Annotated in this window: 21 protein-coding genes and 2 pseudogenes; 18 read left to right on the top strand and 5 right to left on the bottom strand. The window is 43.4% G+C overall.

Going from position 1 to position 16292, the window contains the following annotated elements:
- A partial coding sequence (locus NNC77_RS08395; RefSeq protein ID WP_254970354.1) for a Fic family protein occupies positions 1-612 on the bottom strand: 612 nt, incomplete at its 3' end.
- A 434-nt stretch (positions 613-1046) separates the two neighbouring features.
- On the opposite strand from NNC77_RS08395, the gene NNC77_RS08390 reads away from it, so the two are divergent.
- From NNC77_RS08390 to NNC77_RS08340, 11 genes are all read left to right on the top strand, one after another.
- Complete coding sequence (locus NNC77_RS08390) at positions 1047-1544, top strand: AlbA family DNA-binding domain-containing protein (RefSeq protein WP_254970355.1); 498 nt, start codon at positions 1047-1049, stop codon at positions 1542-1544.
- Positions 1495-2172: an ATP-binding protein gene (locus NNC77_RS08385; protein ID WP_254970356.1), complete on the top strand. Its 678-nt coding sequence runs from the start codon at positions 1495-1497 to the stop codon at positions 2170-2172. The genes NNC77_RS08390 and NNC77_RS08385 overlap by 50 nt, the downstream gene beginning before the upstream one ends.
- 64 nt (positions 2173-2236) lie before the next feature.
- Complete coding sequence (locus NNC77_RS08380; protein ID WP_254970357.1) at positions 2237-3037, top strand: YqiA/YcfP family alpha/beta fold hydrolase; 801 nt, start codon at positions 2237-2239, stop codon at positions 3035-3037.
- A gap of 2 nt (positions 3038-3039) precedes the next feature.
- Entirely contained in the window at positions 3040-3339 is a 300-nt protein-coding gene (trxA, locus tag NNC77_RS08375) for a thioredoxin (RefSeq protein ID WP_117588276.1), read from the top strand.
- A 39-nt stretch (positions 3340-3378) separates the two neighbouring features.
- The gene (locus tag NNC77_RS08370) at positions 3379-3672 is read left to right on the top strand and encodes a DUF1294 domain-containing protein (RefSeq protein WP_254970358.1); all 294 of its coding nucleotides are present in this window, start codon (positions 3379-3381) and stop codon (positions 3670-3672) included.
- 14 nt (positions 3673-3686) lie between these two features.
- Positions 3687-3926, top strand: coding sequence for a hypothetical protein (locus tag NNC77_RS08365; RefSeq protein ID WP_134843386.1), 240 nt, complete (start codon positions 3687-3689; stop codon positions 3924-3926).
- Complete coding sequence (locus NNC77_RS08360) at positions 3927-4667, top strand: YczE/YyaS/YitT family protein (RefSeq protein WP_235391223.1); 741 nt, start codon at positions 3927-3929, stop codon at positions 4665-4667. It begins immediately after the preceding gene.
- Between the two features lie 366 nt (positions 4668-5033).
- Positions 5034-5660, top strand: coding sequence for a type IV toxin-antitoxin system AbiEi family antitoxin domain-containing protein (locus NNC77_RS08355; protein WP_117728316.1), 627 nt, complete (start codon positions 5034-5036; stop codon positions 5658-5660).
- Positions 5657-6487, top strand: a complete 831-nt coding sequence (locus tag NNC77_RS08350; RefSeq protein ID WP_117728317.1) for a nucleotidyl transferase AbiEii/AbiGii toxin family protein — start codon at positions 5657-5659, stop codon at positions 6485-6487. Before NNC77_RS08355 ends, NNC77_RS08350 begins: the two co-directional genes overlap by 4 nt.
- A 177-nt stretch (positions 6488-6664) precedes the next feature.
- A complete protein-coding gene (locus NNC77_RS08345; RefSeq protein ID WP_254970359.1) occupies positions 6665-7333 on the top strand; it encodes an AlkZ-related protein in 669 nt (222 codons plus the stop codon).
- Between the two features lie 2 nt (positions 7334-7335).
- Positions 7336-7851 (top strand): pyridoxamine 5'-phosphate oxidase family protein, encoded by a 516-nt coding sequence (locus NNC77_RS08340; protein ID WP_118415279.1) that lies wholly within the window; start codon positions 7336-7338, stop codon positions 7849-7851.
- Positions 7852-7933: 82 nt separating this feature from the next.
- On the opposite strand, the gene NNC77_RS16710 is transcribed toward NNC77_RS08340, so the two are convergent.
- A complete protein-coding gene (locus NNC77_RS16710; RefSeq protein WP_006846497.1) occupies positions 7934-8059 on the bottom strand; it encodes a hypothetical protein in 126 nt (41 codons plus the stop codon).
- On the opposite strand from NNC77_RS16710, the gene NNC77_RS16705 reads away from it, so the two are divergent.
- The gene (locus NNC77_RS16705) at positions 8009-8314 is read left to right on the top strand and encodes a hypothetical protein (RefSeq protein ID WP_301331569.1); all 306 of its coding nucleotides are present in this window, start codon (positions 8009-8011) and stop codon (positions 8312-8314) included. The two genes, NNC77_RS16710 and NNC77_RS16705, sit on opposite strands and share 51 nt — an antisense overlap.
- Before the next feature lie 487 nt (positions 8315-8801).
- Positions 8802-9560: a LuxR C-terminal-related transcriptional regulator gene (locus tag NNC77_RS08330; protein WP_118415275.1), complete on the top strand. Its 759-nt coding sequence runs from the start codon at positions 8802-8804 to the stop codon at positions 9558-9560.
- An 8-nt stretch (positions 9561-9568) separates the two neighbouring features.
- On the opposite strand, the gene NNC77_RS08325 is transcribed toward NNC77_RS08330, so the two are convergent.
- Both NNC77_RS08325 and NNC77_RS08320 read right to left on the bottom strand, forming a co-directional pair.
- On the bottom strand, positions 9569-10312 hold the full coding sequence (locus NNC77_RS08325) for a DUF1349 domain-containing protein (protein WP_118415273.1): 744 nt from the start codon (positions 10310-10312) through the stop codon (positions 9569-9571).
- A 233-nt stretch (positions 10313-10545) separates the two neighbouring features.
- Positions 10546-10896 (bottom strand): annotated as a pseudogene (locus NNC77_RS08320) (RhuM family protein); the annotation flags it as partial.
- A 432-nt stretch (positions 10897-11328) separates the two neighbouring features.
- Between NNC77_RS08320 and NNC77_RS08315 the strand changes: the two are divergent.
- Positions 11329-11487, top strand: a pseudogene (locus NNC77_RS08315) (thioredoxin family protein); the annotation flags it as partial.
- A 308-nt stretch (positions 11488-11795) separates the two neighbouring features.
- Here NNC77_RS08315 and NNC77_RS08310 read toward each other — a convergent pair.
- Complete coding sequence (locus tag NNC77_RS08310) at positions 11796-12761, bottom strand: glycoside hydrolase family 5 protein (protein ID WP_118417158.1); 966 nt, start codon at positions 12759-12761, stop codon at positions 11796-11798.
- Positions 12762-13102: 341 nt separating this feature from the next.
- Between NNC77_RS08310 and NNC77_RS08305 the strand changes: the two genes are divergently transcribed.
- The 4 genes from NNC77_RS08305 (at position 13103) to NNC77_RS08290 (ending at position 15995) form a co-directional block, all read left to right on the top strand.
- The gene (locus NNC77_RS08305) at positions 13103-13993 is read left to right on the top strand and encodes a helix-turn-helix domain-containing protein (RefSeq protein WP_118417157.1); all 891 of its coding nucleotides are present in this window, start codon (positions 13103-13105) and stop codon (positions 13991-13993) included.
- A 99-nt stretch (positions 13994-14092) separates the two neighbouring features.
- Positions 14093-14851, top strand: coding sequence for a carboxymuconolactone decarboxylase family protein (locus NNC77_RS08300; RefSeq protein WP_254970360.1), 759 nt, complete (start codon positions 14093-14095; stop codon positions 14849-14851).
- 11 nt (positions 14852-14862) lie between these two features.
- Positions 14863-15543 carry a DNA alkylation repair protein gene (locus NNC77_RS08295; RefSeq protein ID WP_254970361.1) on the top strand — a complete coding sequence of 227 codons (681 nt, stop codon included), beginning with the start codon at positions 14863-14865 and terminating at the stop codon, positions 15541-15543.
- A 2-nt stretch (positions 15544-15545) separates the two neighbouring features.
- Positions 15546-15995 (top strand): ribonuclease H, encoded by a 450-nt coding sequence (locus tag NNC77_RS08290; RefSeq protein ID WP_118417154.1) that lies wholly within the window; start codon positions 15546-15548, stop codon positions 15993-15995.
- Positions 15996-16292: the final 297 nt, after the last annotated feature.

The raw sequence follows: 16292 nt of genomic DNA, 5'->3' as shown, positions 1-16292 counted from the left end.
GTGATTCATGATGAGACGCGACATTCTGCCATTTCCATCCACCCAAGGATGGATGCTGACAAGGATGTTATGAGCATCGAAGCTCAACAAATATGCATCCATTTCACTCGGGTTTTCAAGAAGCAATTCACGCCTGCGGTTTATCTCATTGCAGAAATCAGCCAACCTTGCAGGAACCTTCAGAAAGTTCATATAGGAACGTCCACCAGCTCCCGCTGTGACACCTAATAGACGGAGGTCACCTTTAGAAGAATCGAATTCCCCCTGAAGCGTGCTATAAACGCTGCCGGTATTCTTCATCACCAATGCAGACAATTGCTTAAGCATTTCTACAGAAAAAGGTTTGTGCTCCTTCGCCCATCGAATGGATTGCTCATAGGCATGCTTCAAATCAAGATTCATCAACTGCTCTACCAAGGGTTTACCTTTAGCAGAAATACCTTCATCAAAGAGCAATTGATTCTCTATTTCCGTCACAGTAGAACCTTCTATGGCAGTAGAGTGTGTAATGATGGAATACAGATAGAACTTATCGTAATCTATCTGCTGCGAAATACCAAGACTTCTATATTTGTCTAGTACAGCCTGTAATTCTAACACATACTTTTCCATTTTGCAACTTCTATTTTTTAAGGCACAAAGATAGGTAAAATATGTTAGAAACACGAATGATTATGAAGAAAAATGCAAATTACTCTGCATTTTACTAAGATTATATCTACCATACCTTACGCCTTTTTGTTTTAAGAGGTCATGAAGTGTCAAATTCATTATCGGCCATTTTCATTTTCCAATACCTAAATCCGGTCATTAAGGTCACGGTCATTAAGGTCATTAAGGATTTCAGATTATCAAAATATCCCTCTATCTTATAAAATAAGGTTAAATCAAGTTCGCCCTGCAAACAAAATCCATCCATATAATCACTTTTCTGAATATTTTTTGTATTTTTGCAGATATATTGCGCTGATATGGGAGTTGAGCATGGCTTATCCTCCTAGATTACAGGCGCATAATGAATAATCAAAAATTAAGTAAATATGGACATGGCAAAATATATAGGTGAGACTACTGAATACGATAAGAAGCAGGAAGTGGAACGCCGTAAAGTGAAAAGTTGGCTGAAGAGCGTCAGCGCCTTTGCCAATGGCAGTGGCGGTTGCCTATTGTTTGGTATTGCCGATGACGATACTATCATAGGGTTGACCGATGCCAAGACTGATGCCGAATTTATCAGCCAGAAAATTAAGGAGCGCATTGATCCTATGCCGCAAATCGACTTGAAGATAGAGCGTGTAGAAGACAAGGAATTGCTCATTCTTCATGTGCATGGAGGCGAAGATACACCTTATTATTATATAGGCGACAGCGTTCTTGAAACCTTTGTGCGCATTGGCAACGAATCGGTTGTGGCTGATAGTACCGAACATAAGCGTCTGGTATTAAGAGGTCGCAACTCTTCATTCGATGCAGCGCATCGAGATTCCTCAATATATGGAACGTTGTGTGATGGAAGTTGTAGTGAATGCATTGGCACATCGTGACTATCTTATCCAGGGTAGCGAGGTTCATGTAGATATGTACGATGACCGTATGGTGATATATTCTCCAGGTTCCATGCCAGAAGGAAGACTTATCCAGACGATGAACTTAGAAGACATTCCTTCTGTCAGACGCAATCCGGTTATCGCAGATATCTTTGCTCAGTTGGGTTATATGGAGCGTAAAGGTTCGGGCATGGGCAAAATCATCAAACCGATTAAAGCTCTTCCTTACTTTGAAGAAAAGATGCTCCCAACCTTCTTCTCCGACCGTGCTCAGTTTACTGTCACGTTCCCCAATATGATCTTAGCTTGGCAGGAATCTCATCCTGATATTGAGGTAAACTTTGTGGAAAACGAAGGTGTCCCTCAAGATGATACTCAAGATGATACTCAAGGTGATACTCAAGGTGATACTCAAGGTGGCACCCAAGATGGCACTCAAAGCGATGACTTAGATAAATGGATAGAATATCAAGTAGCTGTTTATCCTAAGATAACAACAGGTGAACTGGCTCAACTATCAGGGAAAAGCATTATAACTATCAAGCGTCGTATCGCCAAAATGCCTCATATTGTGTATGTAGGTAGCGGCTATAGCGGTCATTGGGAAGTAAGGAAAAAGGAATGAAACAAAAACTAATCCTGCATCCATCCAATTTGCTACATAAAGGTACAGACAATAATTTATAAGAATGAAGAAAATACTTTTCCTACACGGATTCTTCGCCACGGGCAGCTGTCCGATGGCGAGAGCCTTGAAAGAGGCGTTTGAGGGGACGGCGGTGGTGCTGACTCCCGACCTCCCTTTGCACCCCAAGGAGGCACTGAAGGAGATTCGCTCCATCATCGACCGGGAGCAGCCCGACTTGCTTCTGGGCAACAGCTGCGGCTCTTTCCTCGCCCAGATGCTGGCTCCGGTGGTGGGCATTCCTGCCCTGCTCGGCAATCCGTATTTCATGATGACGGAGTTTCTGAAGGAGCGAATCGGAGAGCATGAATACAAGGCACCGAGAAGGGACGGAAATCAGCTGCTGGTGATTGACGAGGCGCTGATTGAGGAGTTTGCGGAACTGGAAGCCGTGCAGTTTGACCATTGCAACCCCTATTATAAGGATCGTGTGTGGGGACTTTTTGGTGAGCAGGACACCCTGGCTCACTTCTCCCCTCTCTTCCTGCAGCATTACAATCAAGCCTTCCATTTCCCTGGCGGTCACACGCCAACAGAGCAGGAGGTGAAGACCTGGTACGCTCCCCTTGCCCAGAAAATGCTGATGGAGTTTTCTACAAAGGAAGAAAGATATTTCCAGCACTTTAAGGGCGGTAAATACAAGTTCATCCATTCTGCCTTCGACTCCGAGACTCAGGAGCGCATGGTGGTTTATCAGGCTCTCTATGGAGACAAAGCCTATTGGGTAAGACCGGAAGATATGTTCTTCGGGAAAGTAACAAGGGACGGCAGAACTTTCAATCGTTTCACGGAAATAGACAGATAATTATGGAGACATTTAATAATGTAATAAACAGTGGCCAGCTTGTTCTGGTCGATTTCTTTGCTACCTGGTGCCAACCTTGCAAGGCGATGCACCCCATTCTGGAGCAGGTGAAGAGTGTATTGGGCGACCGCATCCGAATCATCAAGGTGGATGTGGACAAGTACGGCGTAACAGCAAGCCAATACCGCATCCAATCCGTGCCTACCCTGATGCTTTTCCGAAACGGAGAAGTATTGTGGCGCACAAGCGGTGTGGTAGATAAAGCCGAACTGCTGGCTACGCTTGATCCATTCTTGACATAACAGATGAAAAGAATAAAGGAGTAAAATAGGAAAATGAGCATGAATACATTACATAGTTACCTCGCCTACTATCTCCTGGCCGTCAATGTTGTTACATTCATCGTGTATGGCATTGATAAGTACAAGGCAAAGAAAGCCAAATGGCGCATTCCGGAAGTAACGCTTTTATTGCTGGCTGTCATTGGAGGAAGCGTCGGGGCATGGATGGGAATAAAAGTCTGGCACCATAAGACGATGCACAAGAAATTCAAATACGGCATTCCTGCCATTCTGCTGATACAGATTGCGCTGATGGCGTATTTGCACATGAATCTTTGGAAACAAATAGTTTGAAGAAAATTATGGCAATGACAATTGATACAACAAACCTCTGCTCGCATCTTCAAAAGAAGTTGTTTGAACCTGAGGGAGTATATTATCCTATCTGGCAAGCCATGCAGAACGATGAGGAGTTGACTGCCGCGGTTCGCTCACGACAGCTTCATATCTATCGTAACGGCAAGAAGATTCTCATTCTCGCTGGCAAGGCTCAGCCGAAGATTATCAGAGAGGATAAACTGAACGAATTGATTAAGAAAATAATATAAATGATTAAGAAAGAAGAAGTTATATCTTTTGTATGGCAGCATATTCTGCTGCTCGTATCGCTCTATGTAATGACTTTCGGAGTCGCAACATGTGTGCGAAGTCAGTTAGGTTCAAGCGTTATTTCCACCATCCCTTACGTGATGGCTTCGGCAGGTAAGATGCTTGATTACATCCCAGGATGGACTATCGGCGGCTACACCATCATGATGAATGCGATCTTCGTGGTACTGCAGATTCTGATTCTGAGAAGAAACTTCGAGTGGGTGCAACTCTTCCAGCTCGCTATCGGCTTTATCTTCGGAATGTTCATAGACCTCAATATGGTGCTTACACAGTGGATGGTTTCAGAAAATATCCTGGTCAATGCCCTTGTGCAGATTGCCGGTTGCACCATCCTCGGTTTCGGAATTGCCATGGAGGTGAAGTGCGGCTCAGTAACCATGCCTGGCGAGGGCATTTCCATCGCCATTCACAAGGTTACCGGCTGGCCTTTCCCTAAAGCCAAGATTCGGGTGGACATCACGCTCGTGGTCTTGGCCGTCTTGTTCTGTTTCCTGCTTCTCGGTTCATGGAAATGGGAGATCGTGGGCATCGGAACGCTCTTCGCCATGGTCTATGTAGGTGTTACAGTTCGCCTATTCAACAAACATCTTGCATGGTTCGACCGCCTGCTCCACTATCGTCCAGGTTGCCGAAGATATGTTTACGGACTGGCACGATACATAAGAAGACAGATGTAAGTTTTTCTAAATATGAATAAAAATGGAAACAGAAAGAATTTTAGCTTGTGGGTGGTGACAAGGATATGGTTAAAGTGTTTAAGTACAAAGGATAAAAATAAATCTCTGTTCACATCTTCAAAAGAAGTTGTTTGAACCAGATGGAGTACATTATCCTATCTGGCAAGGCTCAGCCGAAGATGCAATTCTGATGTGAGCAATGAGAAAGCTATGGAATAGGAGCACTATTCAGACTCGGAGTATGTAGTCTGATTTCTGCATCAATGTTTAACGGTCTGACTAAGCGACTTGTTAAAATAGTCAAAAATAGAATAGAAAAACAAATAAAAGTTCGTTTTCTATTCCAATTTTTACTATTTTTGCACCATGATAATGGATTTAGAACATATAGGTAACATACCCGTCAGTACTTCAGCTATAGCTTCATTGTTTACAAATATTGAAGCAGGGAATCAGAAAGTACGCAGTCTTGAGGCGGCTCATAAAATTATCCGACTCAAGAAGGGGCTTTATGTGGTAGCCCCAAATGTGTCTCGTGTTGCTCTATCCACAGAACTGATAGCCAATCATCTTTATGCCCCTTCGTATGTGTCAATGCAGACAGCATTACGTTATTATGGATTAATACCAGAAGCTGTTTACACTACTCAGTCTATGACACTAAAGCACTCCCGTAGTTTTGATACTCCTGTCGGGCGTTTTGAGTATAAGAACATGTCAAGAGAAGCCTTTTCAATAGGGATTACAAGCATCAACATGCAGAGTTACGCCTTTCTGATGGCAACACCAGAAAAAGCGCTCTGTGACTTAATCGCAAATTCTCCGAAGGTTAATTTACGTTACCAGAAGGATGTAGAGAACTATCTGGAGGAGGACATCCGAATGGAAATAGATGATTTCAGAAATATGGACATAAGTATATTTGAACGATATGCTCAGGTTGGAAAAAAGTCTAAATCCATAGAAACTCTAATTAAATATTTAAGGAAATGAACACAAACGAGATATTCAATCAAATGCTTTCGAGCTATGACATAACGACCGAGCTGCAAAAGCGCAATGCTATCTTTGAGGTCAACCAGCAGATTATTCTTTCTGGTCTTTACAATGGTGGCTTTTTCAACGAGGCAGCTTTCTATGGTGGAACATGTCTGCGTATATTCCATGGATTGCATCGTTTCTCTGAGGATATGGATTTTTCCCTGCTTGCTCCGAATGAAAACTTTGATTTTACACATTATTTTCAGCCCATCATTGACCAATTCGCTATGGTGGGTAGAGAGGTTGAAATCAGAAAGAAGGACAAAAAGAACTTTGGAAAAGTGGAGTCTGCCTTTCTGAAAGACAACACAGATGTATATGACATTACATTCCAAACTGAGAAATCTGTCAAGATCAAGATTGAAGTTGATACTCAACCTCCTTTGAAATTTCAAACAGAACAGAAGTTGCTTCTGCTCCCCCAATCTTTCATGACACGATGTTTCACTTTGCCAGCCCTCTTTGCAGGAAAGATGCATGCACTGGTGTATCGTGCCTGGAAGAACAGAGTTAAGGGACGTGATTGGTATGACTTCGAATGGTATGTTCGCCACAATGTTCCTCTTGACTTTACTCACTTGTGCGAAAGAGCCTTGCAGTTCAATCACGAAGAGCTTGACAAGGAGACGTTCCTTCAAAAACTGAATGAAAGACTTGCCATGGCAGACATGAATCAAATAAAGGCAGATGTGTTGCCTTTTGTCAGGAATCCCAAAGAGTTAGATATTTGGTCGAATGACTATTTTATGGAACTTGCAAAAATGATCAGATTTGAATGAAAGAAACATTTAGAAAACATCCGGGCAGATCATTTCACCGGAAACCCAACATCAGGAAAGGTCATGGTGAAATGCGGTTTCTCCGACACCGGAATGCTGAACAGATGCAGCCAGCTTGTGGGTGGTGACAAGGATATGGTTAAAGTGTTTAAGTACAAAGGATAAAAATAAATGAACATGAATTTTCCAGAAATATATTCAGCAACAGGCATGATGGAACTGATTCAGCAGATCGGCTTCCTCCCTCTCCTTGATAGTGGCATTGAAGGCTTCTCTGCCGAAGACATTGTGGCGGAAGACTGCGGTTACGTAAAACTTCCAGAAGGTGGTTGGGATTGGCCATTGTGGAAATGGAAGGGCGAAATTGTGCAGGAAATGCCATGTATGTACGGAAAGTTCTTCAACAAGAAAGCGGGATTCATCAGCCAGGAATGGTGGCCGGACTTCTGCAACTACAGAAGAAGCAAATACCCCTGTCCGGATGAAGAATCGATAGAAGGAGCCATTCTCAGCACGCTTCAATCTACCGGTAGTCTCATCACAAGAGAACTTCGGGCTGCCTGCGGTTTTACGGGCAAGGGAATGAGAAGCAAGTTTGACGGTTATCTCACCCGACTGGAAATGGCGACTTACATCGTGACCGAGGATTTCATCTATCCTCGTGACAAGCATAACCATGAATATGGCTGGGGATGGTCGCTGCTCAATACTCCCGAAGATCTCTATGGCAAAGAGGCTTGCCAATGCAACCGAACTCCCCTGGAATCTTACCAGAGGATTTTCGAGCATCTGAAAGAAATCCTGCCTGATGCTTCGGATAAACAGATTATCAAATTAATAGGATAAAAATGAGAAAGGAATCAAGAGCAATGGATAGTGGGTGGGCATTGGAAGTAATGCACAAGGCTCCGTATATAACTGTAAGTTTCATTGACGAAGACGGCAATCCTTACGGTTTACCTCTTTCGCTCGCATCTGATGATGATGTGAACTGGTATTTTCATGGTGCCTTGGAAGGCAAGAAGTTGGAGGCCATCAAGACTCATCCCGAGGTTTGCCTTTCAGCCGTAACCCGTTGTGCGCCTACGGTTGGTCCGAAAGACGGCAGTTTCACCCTGCAATTCAAATCAGCCATTGCATTCGGCAAGGCAGAAATCGTGACCGAGGATGCAGAGAAGATTCATGGTCTCCGACTAATCAGTGAACGTTTCCTTCCTCAACACATGGATGCTTTCGACGAGAGCATCGCCCGTTCCCTATCACGCACGGCAGTTGTCCGCATCACGCTTACTGAGCCACCAACCGGCAAGCGCAAGCAGTATGATAAGGAGGGCGTGGAAATGAAATATGGCAGAATGGAATAAACGAACTTTAAAACATATTGATTATGAAGAAGATAAAGTTAAGCAATGGCGTGGAAATGCCACAACTGGGTTATGGTGTTTATCAGGTAGAACCTGATCCAACCCTACCCTCACCCAGATAGGCGAGAAATACGGCAAGACTGCTGCACAGGTAGCCTTGCACTGGCTGTTGCAGAGCGATGTAATCATCATCCCGAAGACTGTTCATAAGGAACGAATGCAGGAGAATCTGAACATTTGCATAAAAATCATTAAGATGGAGAATTTGGAAGAAAAATTATCGACTATATATTTAGTTAGCGGTCAAACAGCTCTGCAGTATCTTATGAACGTGAGCAAAAAATACAGGCAAATAGCGACCGAAGCGATATTCGAGTGTTTGAGACTGGGATATCCCCTCAACGACATGGAAATATCAGGCAAAGCTCGCGAGCTGCTGAGGAAGAGGAATGTAATAGGTTGAGAACTTTGACAAGGCTCCAACATCAAAGTCGGCAAATCCAGACTTGATTATTCAATGCATCGAGGAAAAGAAAAGGCACAACTCAGTCGGAGTCAAGATTGTGCAATATCACAAGAGCCCATTGCTGATAGAAACCCACGATAGGGCTACGGAAGCAATGGTTAAGACAAGAAAGCAGTTTCATCAGAAAAACAAATAAATGTTTAGGGTCGTTTTCCGGTCATTAAGGTCACGGTCATTAAGGTCATTAAGGATTTCTGTTTTCAAAATATCCCCAGGCACTCAAGACATCCCTCAGCATCCCTCTATCTTATAAAATAAGGTTAAATCAAGTTCGCCCTGCAAACAAAATTAATCCATATAATCAGTTTTTCTGAATATTTTTTGTATTTTTGCAGATATATTGCGCCAATATGGGGATTGAGCATGGCTTATCCTCCTGGATTATAGGCGCACAAGCATCTAATGAATAGCGCATGAAGAAAATATGGACAAGAATTTCGAACCAATAGAGCAACTGTATCTCTCGCAGGCGTTTGATACGGAAAGCGATGAAGAACAGATGCTTACAGAATGTAAGATGATAGCCCGGACATACGCCCTGGCAGAGAATGCAGTGGTCTCGATGGGAGACAACCGCAGAAACTGCAGTTACTGCTACTTCGGCGGAGTGGCCGACGTGCTGGGCATTTCGCCGGAGGAACGGGTCAGCCAGCTGCCTTCGCTTTACGAGAATTTCATCTTCGACCGTTGCCATCCCGATGATCTCAGCAGGCGCCATGCAGAAGAGATTGCCTTCCTTCGCTACATCGCCGGCAACTCTACCCCCCAGCACTATCGTGATTATGTGCTCTGCAACTACCTGCGGGTAAAAGATGCCTGCGGAGAATACCGCTGGGTGAAGCATCGAATGATTCCGCTTGCCACCGATAAGAACGGTTGCCTGCTGCTCTGCGCCTGCATCTATACGCTGGCAACTGATGAGGACAGGAAAGCAAAATTCGCCAATACCCGAACCGGAGAGGTGCGGATATTGACGCATAAGGATTACGAAAATATACTTTCTAAACGGGAGATGGAAGTGCTCCGTCTTATCGACCAGGGACTGCTGTCGAAAGAGATTTCAGACAATCTCTGCATCAGCATCAACACCGTGAACCGCCATCGCCAGAACATTCTCCAGAAACTGAAGGTAGATCGTGCCATCGAAGCATGCAAACTGGCACATGTGATGGGATTACTCTGACTCGGTTTCTACTCTCCCATTCGGAAGTCACCCACCGTCTCGGTTGATAGGCGCAACTCTGAGAATTCACTCACACATACTCCTTTTTGAGGAGCCTGAGAACTGATGCCCACCTTCAGGTTCTTGGGATAGTTGTTGCGGTAAAGGCGAACCATCTGCCATTCCTTGCCATCCAACGAATAATAGGAAGCGATGGTTCTTGTGTCAGAACTTATCTTATAATAGATAAAATTCTGATTCACAACCTCATGGTTGTTATCATCGCTCGTCCCCACGGTGCGCACGGTCACCACACGGTGCTTGCCTCGTTCATCCTGTTCGAAGCAGAATTTCTGATAGAGTGTGTCGTTGGCCATCACAACAATATCTGCTGCATTATAGAGTCCATCAGGAGTAAAGCCCGGCTTCATTTTGGCAGAGAATGTAAAGGGCTTGGTGTTGTCAACCTCCGTAAAAAGCACCTTTGCCGTATTGGCGGTCAGCTTTGCATCGTTGGGGTCGATGAACAAATCGGTTTTCTCAGGAGCAACGAAAGTGATGACACCAGCCTTCTCGCTCACCTGCTTGTCGGCTTCATTAAGCATCTTGGTGAAGTGAATACCGCCAAGCGTGAGGTCACAATTCTGAAAACTCATGACAGGTGTCTGAACAGAATCAGCTGAAGAACTGTCTGCTTTCTCCTGCTTTGAAGAGTTGCTGCACGATGCTAGCACGCATAAGGCAGCCATTGGTAAAAATGATTTAAATGTCATATTATTTATTGTTTTAATTCGCGCTGCAAAGGTACGTATTATCTGCAGTTCTGACAATAGTCATTTATAACCAATTGAAGATGACGCACGGCTGTAGAACTCTTTTGGAGAATGTGCGTATTTTTTATTGTCCACATACTTGCATTGAGCCTCCTGCGCCATTTTCGCAGCCTCTTGCTCCAACTGCTTCCAATATGTCCGGTCTTTATGCAGATAGATTTCTTCATAAAGTGGAATCGTAAGACATTGGATTCCAGGGATTTCTGCATAAGTTCTGTTATAGATACGGATTGAGAAAAATAGGCTCTTGCCTGCTTCACTAACAGCTTCCTTGAATCAGCATTCTCAGAAATGATCATACACGCCATACGTGATAGATGGAAAGCTTCGACCTTACGAAACGATCCACTACCCAGCTTAACCATTTCAACCACGTGGTTGAAATGGTCATCTATATCCATACCTTTTTCACTGGCAACCTTGATTGCTTTGTCTATTACATTCTGGAATTTCCAATATCCCGAATAGCCCATCGCATTACAAAGATCACGTGAGTTCCAATATTCTTTCCCGTTATCATCCATTTTCCGAATTTCTTAGAATGTCGGACGCATGTCAGGCACATTATTCTCATCCATATCTTTTCCGTTTCTTTTGTATTGACGTTCAACAATATTGAATAGCAAAAATACAAAAAAAGATGAAATCGCCACTAATCATTTATAAGAAGTATGATTTTTAATGTTATTTATGCAAAAAGAAAGAAACATGTCAGAATATATTAATTTTAGCACTTATCAAGACAATGCAATAATCCAGCGTCCCTTACGTTATTACAGAAGAAGAGGACAACCGCATCCGCAACCGAAGGGAGACCTTCATTAGGGAAACAGGCACCGAGAAAACGGTACTCATCACGATGATCACCTCCTATGGACTTGCGCCGGGCGGCTATTCTGATGACATCCAATGCCAGCTGACGATGGCAGATTTATTCAGATAATAGACAAATAATTATGGAGACATTCAATAATGTAATAAACAGTGGCCAGCTTGTTCTGGTCGATTTCTTTGCTACCTGGTGCCAACCTTGTAAGGCGATGTACCCCATTCTGGAACAGGTGAAGAGTGTGTTGGGCGACCGCATCCGAATCATCAAGGTGGATGTGGACAAGAACAGAATAAAGGAGTAAAATAGGAAAATGAGCATAAATACATTACATATTCTGCTGATACAGATTGCGCTGATGGCGTATTTGCACATGAATTAATAACAAAATAAATAACTTAGTATATGAGCATTAAAAAGAATGGGATTTATTGGAAGGGGGTGGCGACAAGGATATGGTGAAAGTGTTTAAGTACAAAGGATAAAATAAATGAACATGAATTTTCCTGAAATATATTCAGCAACAGGCATGATGGAGCTGATTCAAAAGAGCGACCTGAAGGCCGCTCTTTACGAAAAAGATTCATTTAAATATCACATAAATATTGTATTCAACAAATCTTTATATTTGGGAATCCATTGTTCAGCCTTATAATCATAAAAATGATGATCGGCATTAATGGCGAAAGGAACTCCATGTTTATCAAGCTGCTGGGTCATGAATGATGCAAATTCAGTCTGTTCTTTTACACTGTAATTATCGTCTTTGTTATAAGCGCCAGGCATCCAAGCCCCAACCCAGGTGTAAATACCAGTTTCCTTTTGCCAATCAACTGCCACCTTGATGCTTTTCTTTATCTTTTGCTTTTCCTCTGCCGTGCCAGTAATCCAGCGTTTTTTGTCGTTTGACTTGCTGGGACCAGCAGCATAGAAATGCCATTCAGCCATCAGATAACCATTTCCCATCGAAGGAATCTTCAAATCTTTAAGACCTTCTGGATGAGACAGTTTCGGAGGTGCTATAAAGACGATTCGCTTAGGATTAGTCTTGCGAATAGCCGTAACACAATCCTCATAAAGGGAGTTGAGTTCCGCCACATCTTTTTTTACTTGACCCGAAGGCTCTACAATCAGATTAAACGAAACCAATGGTGAGAGATTCTTACATTTTTCTGCCATTCTCTTCCACCACTCTACTACTTTCTCATGCTCCCCAGCATTCGGATTCTCCTTGTAAGGCTTGGCTGAGAAGGCTATAATCGGAATCAGCTCATACTGCATGCAGGTATTTATCTGCGAAAACAGTCTCTTGAAATCCTCATCTGTAAAATGATAATGATGCAAACGGAATCTTACATGCTTGATACCTTGCTGTGCAAATCTCTTAACTGCCGTCTCCGAATAGGCACCATATTTATTTTTCTCACTTCTTCCCCACCAATCAACATCGATTCCCTTCTTCAGCATCTGCTGATAATCGCATGGAGCGATGGCAGAAGGTTGGGCGTTAACGATAAATGCTGTCAAAGTCAACATCAGACTTATAAATAATCTTCTCATAATGCTATTGTTTCTTTTTTATATTATTTGTCGTACTAACAATATTTAGACCTTCAAAAGATACAGAAGTAAAAAATAAAAAAGTAACTATTCACTTGCGAAGCTTGAATAAAGGTTAAATCAAGTTAGCCCTGCAAACAAAATCCATCCACATAATCACTTTTCTGATTATTTTTTGTATTTTTGCAGATATATTTCGCCAATATGGGAGTGAGCATCGCTTATCCACATTACTGGTAATACTTTCCGAATTTCAGGTATAAAGAAATATAGATAATGTGCGTATCTTTGTACCCGTAAAAAATGAATTAGAACGTTTTAGAAATTTAAAGCATAGGATTATGAAGGAATTATTCTTTAATACCATACAGGAGTTCAATGACTTCATAGGGGTGAAAACACTTCATCCTCTGGTAAGCATTGCGCGTGTAGAGAACACCTCTCCTATACAGGAGGCTGTGCACCATTACGGACTTTACGCCCTCTTCCTGAAGGAAAACAAGGGATGTAAATTGTCATACGGCAGAACAGAATATGACTTTGACGAGATGACCGTCACCTCGTTTGCTCCGGGACAATCGATTAAAGTAGAACCCATTCCAGGAGTTCCGATAGCCAAATATACGGTATTGATTTTCCATCCCGAGCTGCTCAACCGCACCCAGCTTGGCAAGAACATCTCCCGCTATGAGTTCTTCGACTATACAAGCAACGAAGCACTACATTTATCCGCTGCCGAGGTAAACATCTTCCGTGATGTACTCTCAATGATTGGACAGGAACTCGAGCATCCTATAGATAGGCATTCGCGTGAACTCATCGTTTCTAACATCGAGTTGCTGCTGAACTACTGTCTGCGCTTCTACGACCGCCAGTTCATCACTCGCGAGGAGATTAATCATTCGGTGGTAAAGAAGTTCATCTCTCTGCTCGATGAATACATTGCCCGGAAAGCGGAGCATGAAGGGCTGCCTACCGTAGCCTACTTTGCCGACAAATGCTGCTATTCTACCAAATATTTCGGTGAATTAGTCAAGACAGAGACTGGCAAAACCGCTAAGAGTATGATCAACGACCGACTACTTTCAGCAGCCCGCCAACTACTTGTAGATGAAACCTTAACCATTACGCAAGTCAGCCAGCGCCTCGGCTTTGAATATTCTCAGCACTTCGTCCGCTTTTTCAAGGCACAGACGGGAAAGACTCCAAGCGAGTACCGCAAGACTGCTTAAATATAATGAAGCATATATAGAATAACTGTTTTTTTTACATCGAAGATGTTTCCTGGAGAAGAATTTGAAAATATGGAGAAGAATTAAAAAAATGATACAATGAAGAAAATAGTACAGACAGCAGGGCGCACCCAACTGGGTGAGTTTGCCCCAGAGTTCGCTCACCTCAACGACGACATCCTCTTCGGAGAAGTATGGAGCCGCAATGACCTGCTTTCATTGCGTGACCGCAGTTTGGTAACCATCACTTCGCTCATCAGTCAAGGAATCACCGACAGCTCGCTGAAATATCACCTGCAGTCAGCAAAGAACAATGGAATTACTCGCACGGAAGCGGCAGAGATCATCACCCACATCGCCTTCTACGCCGGCTGGCCAAAAGCCTGGGCAGCATTCAATCTGGCTAAGGAAGTGTGGAGCGAGGATGTAAAAGGCGACGATGCGAAAGCTGCATTCCAGCGCGAGATGATTTTCCCTATCGGTGAGCCTAACACCGCTTATGCCAAGTACTTCAAGGGCAACAGTTATCTGGCACAAATATCCGACAGTCAGATACCTTTCTTAAACGTAACCTTTGAGCCTGGTTGCCGTAACAACTGGCATACGCACCACGCCACAAAGGGCGGCGGGCAAATGCTGGTAGGCGTAGCCGGACGAGGCTGGTATAAGGAAGAAGGCAAGCCTGCACAGGAGATTCTCCCAGGCACAGTCATCCACATTCCTGCCAACGTGAAGCATTGGCACGGTGCAGCAAGAGACAGCTGGTTTGCCCACCTCGCCTTTGAAATACCTGGCGAGAACAGCTCCAACGAGTGGCTGGAGCCTGTGACCGATGAGGAATATGATAAGTTAAAATAACAATAAGATTTATGACTTCACTTCAAGAAAGACTGTTCGCCATGCAGGATAAGCAGTATGCTGCTTTCCAGGCCAAACTGACACCGGGAGTGCCTATGGAGAGTTTCATAGGCATTCGTGTGCCTGTGCTTCGCAAGTTCGCAAAAGAATTTACAAAGGAAGCAGAATGCAAGGAATTCCTTCATCAGCTTCCTCACCAGTACTACGATGAGAATATGCTCCATGGTCTCCTCATTTCCGAGGTGAAGGACTACGAGGAATGCATTCGTCTTACAGAGAAATTCCTGCCTTTCGTGGATAACTGGGCTGTTTGCGACATCATGTCTCCGAAGGTGTTTGCCAAACACAAAGAGGAACTATTGGCGAAGATCAAGACTTGGAGTAAATCATCACACGTTTATACTTGTCGCTTTGGAATAGAGACACTTATGTCTCATTACCTGGATAAAGACTTCAAGGCAGAATATCTTGAAATTCCAGCATCAGTAAGGAGCGAAGAGTATTACGTAAAGATGATGGTAGCCTGGTTCTTCGCCACCGCCCTTGCCAAGCAATGGGACCAGGCGATTCCCTACATCGAGCAAAACCGCCTTGCTCCCTGGACGCACAACAAGACCATCCAGAAGGCCATCGAGAGCTACAGAATCACGCCCGAGCAGAAGGAATATCTGCGGACATTGAAGATAAAATAATTATGACACAAGATACTTCTACATATTACGTTTGGATAGGTGGCTCATGTGATTATGGCCATAAAGAGCGAGCTGGTGGTGCTGCCGTAGTAATTGAGCATAACAGCAACATCATCATTCGTGATGTAATCAGCGACCTACACACCACTGAGTTCCGCATGATGCTAACCCTCATGGTGAAGGTAATGCAGGAAATACCGGAAGGTTCCGACATTCTCTTCCTGACCAATGCTGCCTATATTCAGAACTTTGACAAGACTCCAACCTCAAAGTCTGCCAATCCAGACTTGATCATTCAATGCATCGAGGAAAAGAAAAGGCACAACTCTGTTGGAGTCAAGATTGTGCAATATCACAAGAGTCCATTGCTGATAGAGACCCACGATAGGGCTACGGAAGCTATGGCTAAGACAAGAAAGGAGTTTCATCAGAAAAAACAAATGAATGTTTAGAGGCTTTTTCCGGTCATTAAGGTCACGGTCATTAAGGTCATTAAGGATTTCCGGTTATTCAAGATGTCTGACCCCAAATATAGTTTACAGCTAATGAGCGATGATTATATTCTTGAAAAGCTCATAGAAGAACTGAGGGAAACTCAATAACACCAAAAGTGAGCGGTTTATGTAAAAAGTTACGGAGATAATTCACATTTTCCGTAACTTTTTACATTTTCATCTTATATGTTTTTTGGAGCATTTCATTGCGTTAATTTTCTTATATAAGATAAGACAGTACTACTATGACATAAT

Source organism: Segatella copri (assembly GCF_024330485.1).
Classification (GTDB): Bacteria; Bacteroidota; Bacteroidia; order Bacteroidales; family Bacteroidaceae; genus Prevotella; species Prevotella copri_L.
The sequence above is the reverse complement of the archived record's forward strand: the minus strand, read 5'-3'. Positions and strand labels throughout refer to the sequence as shown.

Coding starts and splice junctions, on each gene's coding strand:
- NNC77_RS08390 (WP_254970355.1), top strand. CDS start 1,047: ATGGCAAAATATATAGGTGAGACTACTGAATACGATAAGAAGCAGGAA.
- NNC77_RS08385 (WP_254970356.1), top strand. CDS start 1,495: ATGGAACGTTGTGTGATGGAAGTTGTAGTGAATGCATTGGCACATCGT.
- NNC77_RS08380 (WP_254970357.1), top strand. CDS start 2,237: ATGAAGAAAATACTTTTCCTACACGGATTCTTCGCCACGGGCAGCTGT.
- trxA (WP_117588276.1), top strand. CDS start 3,040: ATGGAGACATTTAATAATGTAATAAACAGTGGCCAGCTTGTTCTGGTC.
- NNC77_RS08370 (WP_254970358.1), top strand. CDS start 3,379: ATGAATACATTACATAGTTACCTCGCCTACTATCTCCTGGCCGTCAAT.
- NNC77_RS08365 (WP_134843386.1), top strand. CDS start 3,687: ATGACAATTGATACAACAAACCTCTGCTCGCATCTTCAAAAGAAGTTG.
- NNC77_RS08360 (WP_235391223.1), top strand. CDS start 3,927: ATGATTAAGAAAGAAGAAGTTATATCTTTTGTATGGCAGCATATTCTG.
- NNC77_RS08355 (WP_117728316.1), top strand. CDS start 5,034: ATGATAATGGATTTAGAACATATAGGTAACATACCCGTCAGTACTTCA.
- NNC77_RS08350 (WP_117728317.1), top strand. CDS start 5,657: ATGAACACAAACGAGATATTCAATCAAATGCTTTCGAGCTATGACATA.
- NNC77_RS08345 (WP_254970359.1), top strand. CDS start 6,665: ATGAATTTTCCAGAAATATATTCAGCAACAGGCATGATGGAACTGATT.
- NNC77_RS08340 (WP_118415279.1), top strand. CDS start 7,336: ATGAGAAAGGAATCAAGAGCAATGGATAGTGGGTGGGCATTGGAAGTA.
- NNC77_RS16710 (WP_006846497.1), bottom strand. CDS start 8,059: ATGAACAGTCTTCGGGATGATGATTACATCGCTCTGCAACAGCCAGTG.
- NNC77_RS08330 (WP_118415275.1), top strand. CDS start 8,802: ATGGACAAGAATTTCGAACCAATAGAGCAACTGTATCTCTCGCAGGCG.
- NNC77_RS08325 (WP_118415273.1), bottom strand. CDS start 10,312: ATGACATTTAAATCATTTTTACCAATGGCTGCCTTATGCGTGCTAGCA.
- NNC77_RS08310 (WP_118417158.1), bottom strand. CDS start 12,761: ATGAGAAGATTATTTATAAGTCTGATGTTGACTTTGACAGCATTTATC.
- NNC77_RS08305 (WP_118417157.1), top strand. CDS start 13,103: ATGAAGGAATTATTCTTTAATACCATACAGGAGTTCAATGACTTCATA.
- NNC77_RS08300 (WP_254970360.1), top strand. CDS start 14,093: ATGAAGAAAATAGTACAGACAGCAGGGCGCACCCAACTGGGTGAGTTT.
- NNC77_RS08295 (WP_254970361.1), top strand. CDS start 14,863: ATGACTTCACTTCAAGAAAGACTGTTCGCCATGCAGGATAAGCAGTAT.
- NNC77_RS08290 (WP_118417154.1), top strand. CDS start 15,546: ATGACACAAGATACTTCTACATATTACGTTTGGATAGGTGGCTCATGT.